Annotated in this window: 15 protein-coding genes and 2 pseudogenes; 7 read left to right on the top strand and 10 right to left on the bottom strand. The window is 68.3% G+C overall.

Going from position 1 to position 16,929, the window contains the following annotated elements:
* Nucleotides 1–6: 6 nt before the first annotated feature.
* From ACGFX9_RS38195 to ACGFX9_RS38205, 3 genes are read right to left on the bottom strand one after another with little or no spacing between them, the layout of a single operon-like run.
* Complete coding sequence (locus ACGFX9_RS38195) at nucleotides 7–2,313, bottom strand: molybdopterin cofactor-binding domain-containing protein (protein ID WP_393484472.1); 2,307 nt, start codon at nucleotides 2,311–2,313, stop codon at nucleotides 7–9.
* Nucleotides 2,314–2,317: 4 nt separating this feature from the next.
* Complete coding sequence (locus ACGFX9_RS38200; RefSeq protein ID WP_393484474.1) at nucleotides 2,318–3,550, bottom strand: oxygenase MpaB family protein; 1,233 nt, start codon at nucleotides 3,548–3,550, stop codon at nucleotides 2,318–2,320.
* A gap of 43 nt (nucleotides 3,551–3,593) precedes the next feature.
* A complete protein-coding gene (locus ACGFX9_RS38205; RefSeq protein ID WP_393484476.1) occupies nucleotides 3,594–4,817 on the bottom strand; it encodes an oxygenase MpaB family protein in 1,224 nt (407 codons plus the stop codon).
* Between the two features lie 94 nt (nucleotides 4,818–4,911).
* Here ACGFX9_RS38205 and ACGFX9_RS38210 point away from each other — a divergent pair, with 94 nt between their 5' ends.
* The gene (locus ACGFX9_RS38210) at nucleotides 4,912–5,640 is read left to right on the top strand and encodes a TetR/AcrR family transcriptional regulator (protein ID WP_393484478.1); all 729 of its coding nucleotides are present in this window, start codon (nucleotides 4,912–4,914) and stop codon (nucleotides 5,638–5,640) included.
* A 161-nt stretch (nucleotides 5,641–5,801) separates the two neighbouring features.
* Here the strand turns inward: ACGFX9_RS38210 and ACGFX9_RS38215 are convergent, their stop codons facing one another.
* Both ACGFX9_RS38215 and ACGFX9_RS38220 read right to left on the bottom strand, forming a co-directional pair.
* The gene (locus ACGFX9_RS38215; protein ID WP_393484480.1) at nucleotides 5,802–5,993 is read right to left on the bottom strand and encodes a hypothetical protein; all 192 of its coding nucleotides are present in this window, start codon (nucleotides 5,991–5,993) and stop codon (nucleotides 5,802–5,804) included.
* A 244-nt stretch (nucleotides 5,994–6,237) separates the two neighbouring features.
* The gene (locus tag ACGFX9_RS38220; protein WP_393484482.1) at nucleotides 6,238–6,822 is read right to left on the bottom strand and encodes a CGNR zinc finger domain-containing protein; all 585 of its coding nucleotides are present in this window, start codon (nucleotides 6,820–6,822) and stop codon (nucleotides 6,238–6,240) included.
* Nucleotides 6,823–7,002: 180 nt separating this feature from the next.
* On the opposite strand from ACGFX9_RS38220, the gene ACGFX9_RS38225 reads away from it, so the two are divergent.
* A complete protein-coding gene (locus ACGFX9_RS38225; RefSeq protein WP_393484484.1) occupies nucleotides 7,003–8,361 on the top strand; it encodes an MFS transporter in 1,359 nt (452 codons plus the stop codon).
* A 61-nt stretch (nucleotides 8,362–8,422) separates the two neighbouring features.
* The gene (locus ACGFX9_RS38230) at nucleotides 8,423–9,544 is read left to right on the top strand and encodes an epoxide hydrolase family protein (RefSeq protein ID WP_393484486.1); all 1,122 of its coding nucleotides are present in this window, start codon (nucleotides 8,423–8,425) and stop codon (nucleotides 9,542–9,544) included.
* A gap of 595 nt (nucleotides 9,545–10,139) precedes the next feature.
* Here the strand turns inward: ACGFX9_RS38230 and ACGFX9_RS38235 are convergent.
* Both ACGFX9_RS38235 and ACGFX9_RS38240 read right to left on the bottom strand, forming a co-directional pair.
* A complete protein-coding gene (locus ACGFX9_RS38235) occupies nucleotides 10,140–10,748 on the bottom strand; it encodes a hypothetical protein (RefSeq protein WP_393484488.1) in 609 nt (202 codons plus the stop codon).
* Between the two features lie 9 nt (nucleotides 10,749–10,757).
* Nucleotides 10,758–11,456 (bottom strand): DUF4158 domain-containing protein, encoded by a 699-nt coding sequence (locus ACGFX9_RS38240; protein ID WP_393484500.1) that lies wholly within the window; start codon nucleotides 11,454–11,456, stop codon nucleotides 10,758–10,760.
* A gap of 139 nt (nucleotides 11,457–11,595) precedes the next feature.
* Here ACGFX9_RS38240 and ACGFX9_RS38245 point away from each other — a divergent pair.
* Both ACGFX9_RS38245 and ACGFX9_RS38250 read left to right on the top strand, forming a co-directional pair.
* Nucleotides 11,596–11,772 (top strand): annotated as a pseudogene (locus ACGFX9_RS38245) (transposase family protein); the annotation flags it as partial.
* A 46-nt stretch (nucleotides 11,773–11,818) separates the two neighbouring features.
* Nucleotides 11,819–12,070, top strand: a complete 252-nt coding sequence (locus ACGFX9_RS38250) for a hypothetical protein (protein ID WP_393484502.1) — start codon at nucleotides 11,819–11,821, stop codon at nucleotides 12,068–12,070.
* 237 nt (nucleotides 12,071–12,307) lie between these two features.
* On the opposite strand, the gene ACGFX9_RS38255 is transcribed toward ACGFX9_RS38250, so the two are convergent.
* The gene (locus ACGFX9_RS38255) at nucleotides 12,308–12,823 is read right to left on the bottom strand and encodes an NUDIX domain-containing protein (protein ID WP_393484490.1); all 516 of its coding nucleotides are present in this window, start codon (nucleotides 12,821–12,823) and stop codon (nucleotides 12,308–12,310) included.
* Between the two features lie 400 nt (nucleotides 12,824–13,223).
* Here ACGFX9_RS38255 and ACGFX9_RS38260 point away from each other — a divergent pair.
* Nucleotides 13,224–14,062, top strand: a pseudogene (locus tag ACGFX9_RS38260) (IS5 family transposase).
* A gap of 109 nt (nucleotides 14,063–14,171) precedes the next feature.
* Here ACGFX9_RS38260 and ACGFX9_RS38265 read toward each other — a convergent pair.
* Together ACGFX9_RS38265 and ACGFX9_RS38270 are read right to left on the bottom strand one after the other, a co-directional pair.
* Nucleotides 14,172–15,059 (bottom strand): SDR family oxidoreductase, encoded by an 888-nt coding sequence (locus tag ACGFX9_RS38265; protein ID WP_393484492.1) that lies wholly within the window; start codon nucleotides 15,057–15,059, stop codon nucleotides 14,172–14,174.
* Between the two features lie 106 nt (nucleotides 15,060–15,165).
* Complete coding sequence (locus ACGFX9_RS38270; RefSeq protein ID WP_393484494.1) at nucleotides 15,166–16,047, bottom strand: SDR family oxidoreductase; 882 nt, start codon at nucleotides 16,045–16,047, stop codon at nucleotides 15,166–15,168.
* An 85-nt stretch (nucleotides 16,048–16,132) separates the two neighbouring features.
* On the opposite strand from ACGFX9_RS38270, the gene ACGFX9_RS38275 reads away from it, so the two are divergent.
* Nucleotides 16,133–16,711 (top strand): TetR/AcrR family transcriptional regulator, encoded by a 579-nt coding sequence (locus ACGFX9_RS38275; RefSeq protein ID WP_393484496.1) that lies wholly within the window; start codon nucleotides 16,133–16,135, stop codon nucleotides 16,709–16,711.
* Nucleotides 16,712–16,929 lie beyond the last annotated feature (218 nt).

Consider the following 16,929-nt stretch of genomic DNA (forward strand, 5'->3'; position numbering starts at 1 on the left):
AGGCACTCAGCGGGCGTGGCCCCGGCCGTCGGTCGGGGACGGGGGGATCGGCGGGACGGTGGGTTTGGGGGTGAAGGAGAGCGTGCCGTGGTTGATGGGGAAGCTGGTGGGCATCGCGCCGGTCGCGCGGCCGTACGCGCAGGCGACCGCGGCCGTCGACGCGGCAACGCCCAACTCCCCCGCGCCGCCAGGATGTTCGGACGTACTCGGCATGACAATGACCTTGAGCTCGGGCGGGGTGTTCCACTGCCTGGTGTAGAAGTAGTTGTCCCAGCTCGCTTCGAGGAAGTACCCGTCACGCAGGTGCAGGCTGGAGGTCAGGGCCAGCGCGATGCCGTCCATGACCCCGCCCATCATCTGCGCCTCCAGACCGCGCGGGTTGACGGCAAGACCGACGTCCACCACGAAGACGAACTTGGTGACGCGTGGCCCGCTCACGCCGTCCCGGATGGGGCGGTTGACGGTCCCGGGCCGGCAGTCGATCTCCACGAGTGCGGCGCTGGCCGCCTTGTACTCGGCGTGGAAAGCGATGCCCTGCGCGGTGTCGGCCGGCATGGGCCGACCCCAGTCACCGGCCTCGGCGGCCTTCTTCAGGACCGCACGGGAGCGGTCGTCGCGCAGGAAGTCGTAACGGAACCGGTAAGGGTCCTTGCCCATCTTCGCGGCCAGCTGGTCGACGATGAGCTCCCGGGCGCAGGTCACATCCGGCGAGTAGACGTTGCGCATGCTGCCCGTGTTGAAGCCCTTGTCGGTTTCGCTGAGCAGCCGGGAGTTGACGCCGAAGTCGTACGACATCGTCTGGCTGAGCTGGAAGAACGTCTCGGAGAAACCGATGTCGCCGACCGGCAGCCGCGCGGCCATGGCGGTGATGACCTCACCGAGCCCGTGGCCGAGGTCCGTGGAGACGCTGGTGTGCCGCTGCTTGTAGCTCAGCACGGTGTCGCCTGCGTAGGCGACGCGTACCCGCGAGGTGGCCATCGGGTGGGTGCGGCCCTGCCGGGCGTCGTCGGCGCGGTGCCACATGAGCTTGACGGGCTTGCCGGTCTTCCGGGAGACCTCGGCGGCTTCAAGGGCGGCGTCGAAGAACAGCTTGCGGCCGAAGGAACCACCACCTTCGGTGACGTGCACGGTGACCTTGCTCGGCGGCAGCCCGAGTTTGCCGGCGATGGTCTGCTGGGCGACGATCGGTGATTTCAGCGATGCCCAGATCTCTGCGTGGTCCGAACGCACGTCGGCTACCGCGCAGTTGGGCTCCAGGGCGCTGTTGCTGCGGAAGTGGAAGGTGAACTTGCCTTCCACGGACGGGGTCAGCGGCGGCAACCCGAGCGGCACCTCCGCGGCAGCCAACTCCTTGAGGACGGCCCCGTCGGACTTGCCTTCGGCACTGCCCGGTCTCCAGGCCACGCGCAGCGCACGTACGGCGTCGATGCACTGGCCGAAGGTCTCGGCGCGGACCGCGACACCGGTGGAGATCACCACGACATCGGTGACGCCCGCCATGGCGCGGACCTCGGCGAGGTTGGCGACCGACCCGACCTTGCCGTTGATGGTCGGCGGGCGGCACACCATCGTCGGTTTCGCGTCCGGGACGTCGAGGTCCATCGTGAACTTCTTGCGCCCGGTCACCGCCGCCAGGGCGTCGACCCGGTTGTGTGGTCTGCCGATGACGGTGAAGTCCTCGCGCGCCGTGAGCTCCACGGGCACCTTACGGGTCCGTGTGCTCGCGGCCTTCTCGGCGAGGTCGCCGATGTCTACGCCGCGACCGGAGCGATCGGTGATCACCCCGTCCTTGAGCGTCATGTCGGCTTCCGCCGCGCCGAGTTGGATGGCCGCCGCCTCCAGCAACCGCCGTCGGGCGATGGCCGCGGCGACGCGGATCGGGACGTAGGTCGCGATGGTCGTGTTCGATCCGCCGGTCAGCTGGTTGAAGACCAGCTCCGGGCGGGCGTCGGCCAGTGTGACCCGCACCCGTTCCAGCGGTACGGACATTTCCTCTGCGATGAGCATGGCCGTCGAGGTGGTGATGCCCTGCCCCACCTCGGCCCGCGGCAACGCGAACGACACCGTGCCGTCCTGGTGGACCTCGACCGTGATCAGACCGGACGTCGGCAGCGCCGCCGCGGTCATCATGTCGCTGAGGTCAAGCAGTTGCGTGACGTCCGGCGAGGGCAGCCCCGCGTCGGAAGCGAATCCGGAAGCGAGGTCGGAAGCGGCGTCGGCCGCCGGGGCCGGGCCGAGTTCGGCCGCGGCCACCAGGGTCGGAGCCGCGAGGACATATCCGAGGAACCGTCGCCGTCCGAGTGCCTCAGCCATCGCGTCAGCGTCCCGCTCGCTCAGGGCGGTTGATGACGGGGATATCGATCTTCGTCTCCTTGCCCTTGGTGAGATAGAACAAGATGTACTGCCGGGCAGCCTCGTCGATGGCCCAGGCGGCCTCAGGCACCAGCGGCCGGGGAATCAGTCCCTCGCGGAACTTCACCAGGGCCGGCCACGCGATCTTCATCGCCGGGCCCCAGACCGGCTCACGCGGGATCTCGTCCCAGTCGGCCACCTCGTCGCCGACCAGGTAGCGTGCGAGCGCGTTGCACAGCGGGCGGCTGATACTGCCGGGACTTGTCTGCTCGGCGAGCTGACCGAGCAGGATGTCGGTCAGTTCGACGCCCTCGCGGGTCGGCCCCATGGACGACGGCATGATCTGGTCCGACTGGGCGTTGGCCGCGTCCCAAGTGGCGGGAACGTATTCGTCCTTGATTCCGAGCAGGTGCGCGGTCACCTGCCATACGTGCAGATACGCCTCGGCCTCGGCCCCGGTGAGCGGGACCTTCCATTCGCGCAGCTTGCGCATGGCGAAGGTCGGCAAGGTATGCCAGGTGACCAGCATGTCGTTCTGGCTGATCGGAATGGAGTCGCCCCCGTGGGGAGACTGCTGGAGCAGGTGCCGTACCGCCGCGTGCACCAGGCGGGTCTTCACCGCGTTGACGATGCAATTGCCATCCGGCCGGTACGCGTTGAGGGCTCCGACGGCGAATCCCAGGATGCTGGTCTTGGCGACGCGGTCCTCCATGTCGGCGCCGCCCTTGGAGTAGTAGACCGCGCGCGCCTCCTTGGGTATGGCGGTGCTGAGCATGCCGCCGCCCACACCATTGAGCAGATTGAGGTACAGCCCCCGCGACTTGTTGAACTCGGCGGCGGCCTCCAACTTGCCCTTGTCCGCCCACGACGGCAGTCGGCGCGCCTGCTCCATGAACGTCCGCAAATCCTTTGGCAGACCGTCAGGCAGCGGCTGGTCGTTGCGATTCCAGTCCCAGAGCAGGCGGTTGACCTCGGGCACGGCGCCACGGTCGAGCAACGAGGCGAGCAGCGGATCGGCCTCCTCGTCCCACACCCACCGTGGATCGGAGCCGTCGCCGGCACCCGCGACCGAACCACTGGGCGGCCAGGTCCAGTTCATCGGGGTACGTCCCTGCGCCGGGGTCGCCATGCCGAGCGCCCCGAGCGCTCCCAAGGCCCCACCTGAGGCCAACATCTTGCGCCTGCTGAGCTCCGCCATGTCCTGCACTCCCCTCCTTGAGTTCTGGTGCCCGCGGTCCTGCTCAGGACGGGCGGTTGCCCTGCGGGATCTCGATGCTGATCGGCCGCGCCTCGGACAGGAAGAGCAGGGCCGCCTTCCGCAGGAACTCATCGAAGGTCCAGTACGCCTTCGGCGCCTGCGGGAGGGGCAGCAGACCTTCGCGTACGGCGATGAAGGGCCCCCAGGCCGTCTTGAGCAGCGAGTCCCAAATGATCTCTCGGGGGATCTCCAGCCACTCGGCGATCCGGTCACCGAGCAGGAAGCGCGTGAAGGCTCCGAGTATGTGCTTGCTGACGATGCCGCCGTCGACCTCGGAGCCGAGGTTGAGGAGGATGTCGGCCAGCTTGATGCCCTCAGGGGTCGGCGCGAGAACCGGGTCAAGGATCTGCTCCGCCTGGGAGTTGGCTTCGTCCCATGACGCGGGGATGTACTCGTTCTTGATGCCGAGCAGGTGCGCGCCCAGCTGCCAGGAGTGCAGAAAGGCAGCGGACTCGGCGGCGGGGACCGGCACCTTCCACGCCGTCAGCTTCTGCATGACGGTCGTGGGCAGGCTGTGCCATGTGACCATCATGTCCCGCTGGCTGATCGGGATTTCCTCGTCGGCGACGTCCGGCCAGTGCGGGGACTGCGGCAGCAAGTGGCGCACCGCCGCGTGCACGAGGCGGGTCTTGACGCAGGTCACGATCATTTCGCCGTCGGGCTGATAGGCGTTGCGGGAACCGATGTCGTACCCGAGTTTGGCGGTCTTGGAGATGCGGTCCTTCATGTCCGCGCCGCCCTTGGAGTAGTAGACCGCGCGCGCCTCCTTCGGGATGACCGTGCTCATCATGCCGCTGGCCAGGCCGTACAGCACACCGAGATAGAGCCCGCGCTTCTCGTTGAACTCGACCGCCGTGGCCAGCTTGCCCTGGTCGGCCCACGGGGGCAGTCGGCGGGCCTCCTCCATGAAGTCCCGTAATTCCGTGGGGAGTCCGGCCGGCAGCGGCTGGCCGTTCTTCGTCCAGGTGCGTAAGAGCTCGTTGACCTTGGGGACATCGCCCCGGTCGAGCAGGGAGGCGACCAGCGGGTCGGCCTCCGGGTCCCACACCCACCGCGGGTCCTCCCCCGCTCCGGTGCCCGCCACCGAGCCCTTGGGTGACCACGTCCACGGTGTGTGCGCCTGTGCGGGTGCCGCGGCGCCCAGTGCGCCGAGCGCACCCACCGCTCCACCCGCCATCAGTACGTTGCGCCTGCTGAGTCGGTCCATTTGCTCCGAACTCCTTCTAGAGCCCTGAAGTCCCCGGCTGGTACTGTGAAACACATCGAGTATCTGTGTATCCCCAGAGGAGCACAACGGAACCATGAACGCCAGAGGCTCCACAGAATCAGGCGAGGTCCTCATGAATCCCTCGGTACCCCAGTCACTGCTGGAGCTCGCCTTCACCGAGGCCGTCGAAGGGCACGAAGGCGTCGGAGGCATCCGAGGTGTCGAGCAGGACGACGAGATCACCACGCGCCTGCTCGATGCCGCGTACGGGCTGTTCTGCCGCATGGGCATCAAGCGGGCCACCATGGCGGATGTGGCACGCCTTGCCGGGCTCTCCCGGATCACGGTCTACCGCCGGTTCGCTTCGAAGGAGGCGCTGGTCGAGCAGGTCGTACGGCGTGAGTTCCGCCGCTACTTCGACCGGTTCATCATCGAGATCAAGGACGCGGGGACCGTCGCGGACCGGGTCGTCCTGGGGTTCGTGAGCTCAATGCGGGCCATCCGCGCCAACCCGCTCATCGGCGGCCTGCTCGCCGCGGAACCTGACGCCGTCGCGCCGTCCATGACCAGCGACGGGGGCCGTACGCTGGCCGCCGTGCGGCAGTTCCTCGCGGGCCGGCTCCGCCAGGAGCAGCGCGCGGGCAACGTATCCGGCGAGGTGGACGTGGACCTCGTGGCGGAGATGATGGTCCGGGTCTCCACGTCCTTCCTGGTCATCCCGAGCCAGGTCATCGACCTGGACGACGAGGAGCAAGTGCGCAGGGTGGCGCGGCAGTTCCTGGTCCCGATGCTCTCGCCACCGGGATCCGCCGCCCGCTCATAGGCCTCCCCCATCAGGCCCAGTTCCAGGCACAGCCGGGGAGCACGTCCAGCGGTCCGCATCCCGGCCCCGAGGCTTGGGCCACCCGGATTCCGTGTCAAGTCCGGCCTGTGTTGCATGGGTGTCCAGGGCCTGCTTCCGGCACCAGCCCCCCTTGGCTCGGCTCAACCTTGCTTGAGATCCGCCGTTGCTTGGACGTCGAGGTCGAGAATTGCCCGTCGAATCGCGCGAAGGTCTCGGACCGAAACGTCGAGCCCGATGTGTTGCTCCTTGCCGTCGTCGCCTTTGAAGGGCAAGAGACCTTGGGGAGCGTAGTTGGTGTGGAGCAGATCGACGTAGGCACCGTAGTCGATCACCCAGACGTCAGTCGGTCCGGCTCGGGATACGCGCGGAGAGCACGCGCCTTGTCGGACTGATACCAGGCTCGCGCTGCGTCCTGGACGATCGGAACGGAGATCTTGCGGTCTCGGGCCTGCATTGCGGCTTTCGCGGCGATGTGGATTGCATCGCGAGGAACGCCCTCGGAGGCCCGAACGAGTTCATCGAAGGCGGGCTCGGACGAAACCCCGGAGCCGGCCTGGCAGGGTCAGGTGCCGGCGCTCAACGCGGGCTGCGCCGGCTCCGGTAGGCCGCGACGCTGGCCCGGTGTGCGCAGGTTCGGGTGCAGTACTGCTTCGAGCCGTTGCGCGAGAGGTCCACGAAAGTGGCCCGGCAGGTCGGCCCGGCACATACGCCGAGACGAGCGGGACCGAGCGTGGCGATCACGGAGGCCAGTGCGCTGAGCGTAGACGCGGCAAGGTGCGCCGAGCAGCGGTCGGTGTCGGAGGTCACCTCGGTCCACCAGCGGTCGTCCTCGTGGCGCAGTACCGGGGTGGCGCGGCTGCCACGCAGACCGTCGTTGATCAGAGCCGCAGCTTCGACCGCGTCCACGTTCGCCCGTTCGAGCACCTCACGCACCGTCTCGCGCAACGCGCGGACTTCCGCCAGGTCGGCGCGGGTGAGATGCCGCGGACCGGCCCCTTGGTTCGCGGCCGAACTCGGAGGCTCAGCCGCGGGATGGTCGTCAAGGAAGTCCCGGAGCTGCTCCACGGTCTCGAGCGCGTCCTCTCCCTTGATCGGCCTCAAGGTGTTGGCCAGGTCGACGGCCGCCTGGACCACCAATGGGCTGTAATACGCATCCCGCATTTGACGTGTCTCCTCACTACTCCGTAACGTTACACTCAAAGGAGCTTTAGCATGTCACAACATACCCGGCAGAGGACGACGCCGCCGACGATCCCGTCTGGAAGGGCCCCGGCACCAGAGCGAACCGACGCCCCGGACGGGCGTCGACTGGGGCTGACTTTGGGGATGCTGGTGCTGCCGATGTACGTGGCACTGGGAGCGCCGTCGGTGGCCCTGCCAGCCATCGGCCGCGCACTTGCGGTGCCCTTCGGGGCCACCGCATGGATTCTCGCCGCATGGTCGCTGACCTCCGCGCTCGCGATGCCGGTCGCGGGTCGGCTGCTGGTCCGCTGGAGCCCCTTCCAAGTCCTCGTCGCCGGGGTCGTGACGCTCGCCGCGGGTTCCGCGCTCGCCGGAGCCGGGCCGACACTGTCCGTCGTGATCGTCGGCCGGCTGATCGGCGGCGCCGGGGCGGGCGCGACCGTGATCGCCGTCTTTGCCGCGGCCACCGCCCTTCCCCGGCGGCAACGGATCCGCGCCCTGGGAATCATCGCGGCCGCCAGCGCGACGGCGTCGGGGTGCGGGACGCTGTTGGGCGGGGCGGTGACCACATGGCTCGGGTGGCGTGCCGTGCTCGCGATCCCGGTCCTCGCGCTGCCCCTCCTGCTGGCCGCATTGCCGAGTAGGCGCGTGCTGACGCGCAGCGGTAGCGGTAGCGGTAGCGGTAGCGGTAGCGGTAGCGGTAGCGGTAGCGGTGAGCGAAACGGCTCGACCGGGCGACTCGATATCGTCGGCGCGGCCGTGCTGTCGGTACTCGCTGGCTCCTTGATCACGTTGCTGCAGGCACACTCGGTCGGCCTGCCCGCTCCGGTCACCCTCGTCGTGGCTGCCGCCGGGGCGCTCGCCGCCGTGGGACTGTGGTGGCGCGTGCGAAGCACGCCCGACGGGTTCGTGCCTCGGCGGGTGATCGCATCCCGCGGCTTCCTCGCGGCCGGGCTCATCGGCGGGACCGTCTTCGCCGGCTACTACGGGGTGCTGTTCCGCGCCCCGTCCCTGATCGAGCAGGCCACGGGCGGTGGCCCCCTGGAAGCCGGCGTACTCCTGGTCCCGGCCGCCGCCTGCTCGGTGCTGGCCGGGCGGCTGGTCGGCACCTTGACCGACCGGTTCACCGGCTGGCAGGTGTCGGCCGGGCTAGCGGCACTCACCGTCGTCGGCGTGCTCGTGGTCGCGATCTTCACCGGGCCGATCCCCGTTGTCGTCGGCACGGCGTTGACGGTGTGCGGGTTCGCCGGCGCCCAAGCCGTACTGGTGAGCCTCGCGCCGGACCTGGTCGCCGCGGCCGACCGCGACACCGCACAGAGCCTGCTCAACTTCATGAACGCCCTGGGTGGCGGGGTCGGTCCGGCCGCTGTCGCGGGTCTGTCCGGCATCGTGCCGGTGCCGGTGGCCCTCGCCGCGCTCGCGGCACTCCCCCTGGCCGGACTCGTCCTCAGCCTGACCCGGCGCCCTGCCGCCGACCGCCGCCCCCAACCCGACGCCACGCGTGGGAGCCCGCGATGACGGTCCACCTGCACCTGATCCGATAACGCCTTTGACGCCTTGACCAGTAAGGAGCCTTGCCATGTCCGCCGAGCCATTCGAGGTCAGCATCACCGAAGCCGAGATCGCGGACCTGCGTGAACGATTGCGACGTACACGGTGGCCCGAGCGCGAGCCGGTGGACGACTGGTCACAGGGTTTGCCGCTGGCGTACGCGCAGGAGCTTTGCCGCAGCTGGGCCGAGGACTACGACTTCGGGTTCGCCGAGCGCCTGAACGTGTTCCCGCAGTACCGCGACACAATCGACGGCCTTGGCATCCACTTCCTGCACGTCCGCTCGCCGGAGCCGGACGCGTTCCCGCTCGTGCTCACACACGGGTGGCCGGGTTCGGTGCTCGAGTTCCTGGAGGTCCTCGGCCCGCTCACCGACCCGCGCGCGCACGGCGGTGACCCGGCGGACGCGTTCCACGTGGTCGCGCCGTCGTTGCCCGGGTACGGCTGGAGTGGCAAGCCGTCGACTACCGGGTGGGGCATCACTCGCACCGCGCGCGCCTGGGACACGTTGATGGTCTCGCTGGGTTACGAACGGTACGGCGCGCAGGGCGGTGACTGGGGTTCGGCAGTGTCTGCGGTGCTGGGCGAGGTGGCGCCCGAGCGGGTCGCCGGCGTGCACCTCAACCTGGGGTCCGTGGCGGCGGGCACGTTCGACGACCCGACGCCCGCGGAGCTGGCGAATCTCGATGCCGAGAAGGAGATGCAGCGCACCGGCCGGGGGTACTCGGCGATCCAGGCGACCCGGCCGCAGACGCTCGGCTACGGCCTCACCGACTCCCCGGCGGGGCAGGCCGCCTGGATCGCCGAGAAGTTCTGGGCGTGGACGGACAACGACGGCCATCCCGAGGACGCGTTGTCGCGACAGACGATCCTCGACGAGATCTCGGTCTATTGGTTCACCGCGTCGGCCACGTCGTCGGCGCGCCTGTACTGGGAGAGCTTCGCCAACTTCCGAGACAAGGTGACCGCGCCATCCGGGCTGTCGGTCTACCCGTGCGACATAACCCGCCCGTCGAGGCGGGAGGCCGAGCTGCGGTTCACCGACCTGCGCTGGTTCGAGGAGCTGCCGCATGGTGGCCACTTCGCCGCACTGGAGCAGCCGGAGTCGCTGGTCAAGCAGGTGCGCGGGTTCTTCCGCCTGTTCCGCTGACTGTCCGTGCCCCCTGGGAAGCCCGCGCCCAGGGGATGGTCCTGTCCGTCCCCCGGGTTACCGGCAAGGCGTCAGGGGCGGCGCCAACCAGAGCAAACAGCCACTGGTTCAGCCAGATGGAGTAGATCCAACGGCCCGGCACTCACGGCGCTGACGGAGGTCAAAGCACAAGCTGAGAAGCTGTCCTACGTTTTAGGGCAGGCTGTGGGCCCCGGGCAGGGGCGGAGTCAGGCCGCTTGGCCGTATTCGTCCGTGCCGGGGTCGTCGCCGCGCAGCGGGCTGAAGTCGACGTCCAGGTGCGGGTCGTACGCCTCGGGGTGGATGCCGAGTTCGTAGGTGGAGTATTCGCCGAAGCGGCGGATGTGCTCGGTCAGGTACGGCGAGATGTGGGCCCTGCTTGCGGACGAAGGCGCCGAGCCGGTTCTTGTCGCGGACGGCCTTCTGCCAGTTCAGTGTGGCGAACGAGATGTCGACCGGGCGGCCGTCCTCATACCGTCCCGGGATGTAGTCGCGCAGGTGCTTGTGGCGGCGGGCGTGCGCGACGCGCCCAGGACCCGGTTGTCCTCCGAGGTGGCGGTCAGCTCCAGACGGCTGGTCAGGTCGCACATCGTGAAGCGATCCTTGAGCAGGTCCCGTACAGCAGCACCTCCCAGTAGTTGCCGTGATGGGCGGCGGCCTTCTCGATCTGCTCGTACTGCTGCTCGAAACCGCCGAAACCGTCCACCGCCACCGCCGCGGTCCCCAGGGCGCCGGCCTGCACCCGCAGGGCCTTCGCCATCGTGTGCAGGGCGGGCGCGAGCTGGTCGCCGAGCCGCGTGGCCACAGCGCCGGCCTCCGCGTCCTGGTCGAGCTCGGTGAGCACCCCCAGGATCTCCGCCGTCAACGCGGCCACCTTCTCCCGCGCGGCCTGGACGGGGCCGTCAGCGTCGATGTGCTGGAGCACCGTGCGATAGTTCCCGATCAACGCCTCGACGATGGCCTGCTGCCGCTCGCGGATGCTCTCCAGCTCCGCCTTGGCCCGCTTGACCTGCAACGCGACCCGCTTGCAGAACATCGTCGCCAGCTCGTCCCGGGCCCGCATCCGCGCCTTGTGCACGAGACACACCAGCAGCGCGAGCCGCTTGACCAGGCCGTAGTCCCGCAGCCCCGGCGCGTCCGCGGCGTCCGCCTCCCCGGCGAAGTCCGTGATCTTCCCTGAGGCCACGCCGGACAGCTACGCCCCGGTCTCGCCCAGCCCGTCCACCCACCCCAGGTGCTCGGCCTGGGCACGGAAGTGCGACCAGGTCGGGGCCTTCGCCGACTGCTTCAGCCGGTTGCACTTCGTGGTACCCGAGCTGTCCTTCTCCGACAGCAACGCCAGCAGCCGCTCCCGGTGGGCCTCGCTGAGCTGCTCGCAAATGCCCGCGCATATAGAGGCGTTCACCTCGGTGCGGACCTTCGCCGCGAGCGCGTCCAGCTTGGTGAAGCCCGGCAGCTCCAGCCCGGCCTCCACGACCTTCTCCAGCGCGATGTTGATCAGGTCCGCCGGACGGTTCTTCGACACCGCCTCGCTCCGTATCACCGCCTCGGCGATCTTCCGGGCCTTCGCCTTGTCGTACGACAGGCCCGTCCGCTGCCGTACGGCGGTGCGCTGCCGCTCCGCCGTACGGTTCGCGGCCCTCGGCACCGTGCCCTCCGGCAGGTCCGCCGCGCGACGCACGAAATCGACGACCATGTCCGGGACCTCGTCCAGTTTCGGGAAACACCCCATGCGCTGGTATGACTTCAGCACGAGCAACTGCGCCAGCAGGTGTTCGTCGCAGTCGGTACGGGCGGTGGCCCACTCGACTTCCTCACGGCTGGGCGCGAAGAAAAAGTGCAGCTCGTGCGCGGTGATCAGCCGCTTGAACCGCGGATACGCGGTCCTCTCGATCGAGGTCCCAGCTCACCCCGCCCCGGACGACATCCAACGTCACCACCAACGACGCTGAGCCGAACGGGTGACGGGCCCGATGCGCTCAACCCTTCAAGATCATCCCGTGGCGGGTTTCTGGCGCATCTGGGTCACGCCCCTACGTCGGGTCCTGCGGGAGCCCGATCCCGAGCACGCCCTGCTCGACGGAACGCTCGCCGAGTGCGACCGGGTCGGCGACAGCCGGGCCGACTTCTCCCAGAAGAACCGCCGCCACGGCGCGAATGTGCAGGTCGTTGCCGACGCCGCGGGGAAGCTGCTGTGGATCTCGCCCGCCGGGCGCTGTCAGCGGCGCGAGTCCCGGTCGAACGAAGCGTCTGCCCGTGATGATCACGGTGACGCCCGCCGACACCCTCGATCGCGATGCGGCCCGCGAACTCCTCTGGCGTCTGCGCGTCATGCAGCCGCAGATCACCCACATCTCGGCCGACTCCGCCTACGCGGGCCAGCTCACCGCCTGGTCCGACGACTTCCTGCACATGACTCTCAAGACCGTCTCCCGACCGCACGGAGCGAAGGGATTCGTCGTCCTGCCCCGCTGCTGGAAAGTTGAACGGACCCCGGGCTGGATATGAAATCCCGCCGCAATGACACAATGTCAGGGACTACGAGCGCCTTCCTCAACATTCGGAAGCACACCTGACCTGGGCGCTCATCACCCTCATGCCGCGGCGACTCACGCGCAAGGGGTCCCGAGCTGACTGGCCCAGGAAGACCAGTTGCCCCCGGAGAGCAAGGGCTTGGACAACTCCCTCATCATCCATGGGGTTTGTCGTGCCAACTCAAAGACAGATAGTTAGGCATCGCCTGGCTCACGATCTTGCATTTCTGAGACCGAGCCGGAACGCGAGATACCGGCTGAAGGTTTCGTGGCTGTCGGGAGTAAAGCGCCACTCCAGCAGGGCCGACTGCAACTCCGGCTGGGTCAGCCAGCCATGCCAGGCGACTTCATCAGGATCGGCGGCCACGGCGTCCCGCATCACGACCTCGTGCACGCCGAGCCAGTGAGGGCTCAACCCGTTGCGGTTGAGGAACGTGAACAGCAAGCGTGGCAGCACACGAACGCCCAGCTCTTCGGCCAACTCCCGCGCGGCGGCCTGTTCATAGGACTCACCGACACCCACGGCGCCACCGACCCCGACCTCGTAGAGCCCGGGGAAGCGCGACAGTTGCTCCGACCGCCGGTGAACGACGATCCGCCCGCCCTCATCACGACACACCGTCACGGCGACCCGGTGCAGCCAGCCTTCCCGAACTGCCTGCCGCCGGCTGACCACCACCCCCAGGACACGATCCTGATCATCGACACGCTCCACCAATTCGTCCACGATGCACACCCTGGCATAGCCCACTGACAACGCCGCTTCTCGGAGCCGATGGAGGCCAAGCCAAGAGAGCCTGCACCAGGAGGCCCGACACGGATCACGACAGTAGTCGTGCAAAGAACGACACCTACCGTGCTCAGGCTCGAATTCCCGGTACTGGGGCCAGTGAATCTGCTCGGTTCTCAAACACTCCCTTACTGAGCGTTTGGCACTGTTTCACTCCGATGTGTTGCGATTTGGTGGTCGCGGTGTGTTGAGGCGGGAGGAGCCGGTGGGTAGCTGGTTTGCGGTGTGCCGGAAGAGGATTGTTTCGTTCCGGCATCTCCTGTCTCATCCCAACTCGGCCATGCTCCTGGGCCTTTGACCCCTGGCCGGTCCGCTCGCCGTGCGGTACATCGGAAACATGACCCCGCGCGACGGTTACCCCAGCGATCTGTCTGACGAGCGCTGGGAGCTGATCGAACCCGTCCTCACCGCCTGGCGGGCCCGGCGCCGCCGGGACGCCCTGGACATCGGCCGCCCACCCGAACACGACCTGCGGCAGATCATGAACGCGATCCTGTACGTGGACCGCACCGGGATTCCCTGGCGCTACCTGCCACACGACTTCGCCCCGTGGGCCACGATCTACGGCTACTTCGCCAAGTGGCAACAAGACGGAGTCTTCGAGCAGCTCACCGGGCTGCTGCGGCGCATGGTCCGCGAGGTCGAGGGCCGAGGTGCCGAGCCGTCCGCCTGCGTACTGGACTCCCAGACCATCAAGACCTCCGCCAACGTGCACCTCGCCGACCAGGGCACCGACGCCGGAAAGCGCATCATCGGCCGCAAGCGCCACCTGGGCTACGACACCCTCGGCCTGCTGCTGACCGTGCTGGTCACCGCCGCCAGCGTCTCCGACACCGCGGCCGGCGTGACCCTGCTGTCCCGCATCGCCGCCACCCACCCCAGCGTCAGGAAAGCCTGGGTGGACGCCGGTTACCGCACCACCGCCATCGACCACGGCGCCCGCCTCGGCATCGACGTCCACCCCGTCCAACGCCCGCCAGGAGTCAAGGGATTCACGATCACCCCAGACGCTGGACGATCGAACGGAGCATCGGCTGGCTCATGCACCACCGCCGCCTCGCCCGCGACTACGAGAGGCACCCGCACCGCTCCGAAGCCATGATCCACCTCGCAATGATCGACCTCATGGCCCGCAGACTCACCGGCGAAGCCACCCCGAACTGGCGCGGAACCTAACCCGGGACCAAACACGAACCAACGGACCAAACGCTCAGTAAGAGGGAAATAAGTTCGGCTATGCGCCTTTCAGGTCTTGAGCGGTCTTTATGGGGTTGTTAGGGATTTGTCACCGCTCGATGTCGTGAGGTTGGAGGCCTGGCCGAGAGCCGTGGAAGTCGTTGGCGTGGTCGACGGCCCATTGGGCGTAGGTGTGTGCTGGCGCGCTGGTGATTTTTTCGACGATGGCGGAGGTCAGGGCCGGGACGCCGTTGGCGGCGGCCCACTGGCTCACGATCGCCTCGGCCACGATCGGATGCATTGTTCTGCCGACTTCCGCGCGAGCCTGCTTGTCGGAGATGTGTTCAATCCGGATGGGGCGGTCGATGGCCTCGCCGATGTGCTCGACCTGGCGTTGCAGGGTCAGGGACTCGGCCCCGTAGATGGTGTAGGTCTGGTGCGAGTGGCCCGGTTCGGTCAGGGCGGTGACCGCAAGCGCCGCGATGTCCTTCTCGTGTACCGGCGCCGACTGTGCGAGCGGATAGGGAAGACGGACAACGTTGTCGGTGCGGATTGATTCGGCCCACCAGGTGCGGGTGTTGGTGGCGAATGTCCCCGGCCTGAGGAACGTCCAGTCCATACCGGACCGTTGGATGGCCTGCTCGATCGTGCGATTCAGGAGGGGGACCGGGTGGTCGGCATCGGGGTCCAGGACCGACACCGACGAAAGCAGAACGACCTGCCGGATCCCCGCGGCTGCGGCCGTCGCGGCGACCTTCTCGATGTCGTAGGGCTTCTGGGGGTTGAGCATTCCGTAGAGGAACAGCTTGTCGGCACCGTTGAGCGCTGCGGGCAGCGTCTCGGGACGCTCCAGGTCGGCGGCGACAGCTTCCAACCCGGGCGTCCGGCCTGCGGCTGGGGTTCTGCTGACTGCTCTGACGTGTTCGCCGGCGGCCAGCAGGCCGTCAGCCACGTGTCGGCCCACGTTTCCGCGAGCGCCGAAGACAACTACCACCATGACGGGATCTCCTGTTGTTTGTATACATGAATTGCCGCATAACGTGTGTTTCCAGTGGAAATCCACTTTCGGCACCGGTATGTCGACAGTGCGGGGACGGCTGCCATTAGGGCTGGATGTTCTCCAGGTCCTGCAGAAGGCGCGGGTGCTTCGGCTCCCAGCCGAGAGCCTGCCGGGTGTGGGCGCTGGACGAGGGCTGGTCGGTCGCGAAGATCGGGCCGAGAGGGCCGTAGGTCTCCGATGGCACCGACTCGACCGGCAGGCCCAGCCGTCGGCCGATGACCGCAGCGATGTCACGCACCCTGTCTCCCTCATCGTCCACGGCGTGCCAGGCGGTACCGGCTTCCGCCTGCTCCAGGGCGAGCCGGAAGAGGACTGCCGCGTCGAGCGCGTGCACGGCCGGCCAACGCTGTGCGCCGTCGCCCGGGTAGCCGGACACTCCGGTCTGGCGTGCGATGTTGGTCAGCAAACCGGCGAACCCGCCCGTGCCCTGGTTGTGAACCGTGCGCGGCAAGCGTACGGCCGTGCTCCGGACCCCGCGCGAGGCCAAGTCCAGGACCGCCGTGACCGCGCGACCGCGACCACCGACCGGCCCGTCGGTCGACACCGGGTCGGCCTCGGTGGAGACGCGGCCCGTCACATCGGGCGTACCCGAGACGGTGACGAAGGGGCGGTCGCTGCCGACGAGTTCCTCGCCGAGGGTCGCGAGGGCGGCACTTTCCTCGGCGACCGCCTTTGCCAGGGCGTCGGGGCTGCTGAAGTCGTTGCCGAACGCCAGGTGGATCACCCCGTCGGCCTGAGCGACGCCGACCCGAAGGATGTCCAGATCGGTGAGGCCTCCCCGGAGCGGCTCGGCGCCGGCTGCCTCGGCGGCCAGTGCGGACGCGTCGGAGCGGGCCAGGGCGAGGACGGTGTGGTCGTTGCCGAGCAGTTCGGCGACGACGGCGGAACCGATGAGACCGGTGCCACCGGTGACAAAGACGCGCATGGAACTCTCCCGAAAGTGATGGGACTCTTGTCCCGTCACTGTAGCAGGATGACGGGACAAGAGTCCCATCACGTAGGATGGGCCCATGGGTAGATGGGAACCAGGGGCGCGCGAACGTCTCGTCGTGGCTGCCGTCGACCTGTTCACCGAGCAGGGGTACGACGCCACGACGGTCGCGCAGATCGCCGAGCGTGCCGGAGTCACCAAAAGCACTTTCTTCCGGCACTTCCCCGATAAGCGCGAGCTGCTGGTGGCCGGGCAGGAGACGCTGAGCCGGCTGCTGGCCGAGGGGATCGCCGAGGCGCCCGGTAACGCCAGCCCGCTCGAGGCGGTCGCTGCCGGCCTCGAGCGCGCCTCGAGCGCGATGGGCCCCACGAGTCGGGAACTCGCTCCTCGCCTGAAGGCGGCCGTTGCCGCCAGCGCCGAACTTCAAGAGCGTGACGCTCTCAAGAGCGTCAGCCTCGCGGACGCGGTGACAACCGCCCTGGTCGCCCGCGGTGTGCCCGATCCGACTGCGGCTCTCGCGAGTGAGCTGGGCCTCCTCGCCTTCAAACGGGGGTTCGCCGAATGGTCCGAGGGCGACCGTGATGGCAAGGACGAGCTCGCCGGGTACATCCTGGCGGCCCTGGACGAGCTGCGTGCGGCGAGCGCATCGCTGGGCTGACCGGACAACCTCCCCCGCTCATCGGCTGCTTGCGCATCGACCTATCACTGACACCGCGGCCGGCGTGACCCTGCTGTCCCGCATCGCCGCCACCCACCCCAGCGTCAGGAAAGCCTGGGCGGACGCCGGTTACCGCACCACCGCCATCGACCACGGCGCCCGCCTCGGCATCGACGTCCACCCCGTCCAACGCCCGCCAGGAGTCAAGGGATTCACGA

Source organism: Streptomyces sp. NPDC048436, from assembly GCF_043200355.1.
Taxonomy (GTDB): Bacteria; Actinomycetota; Actinomycetes; order Streptomycetales; family Streptomycetaceae; genus Streptomyces.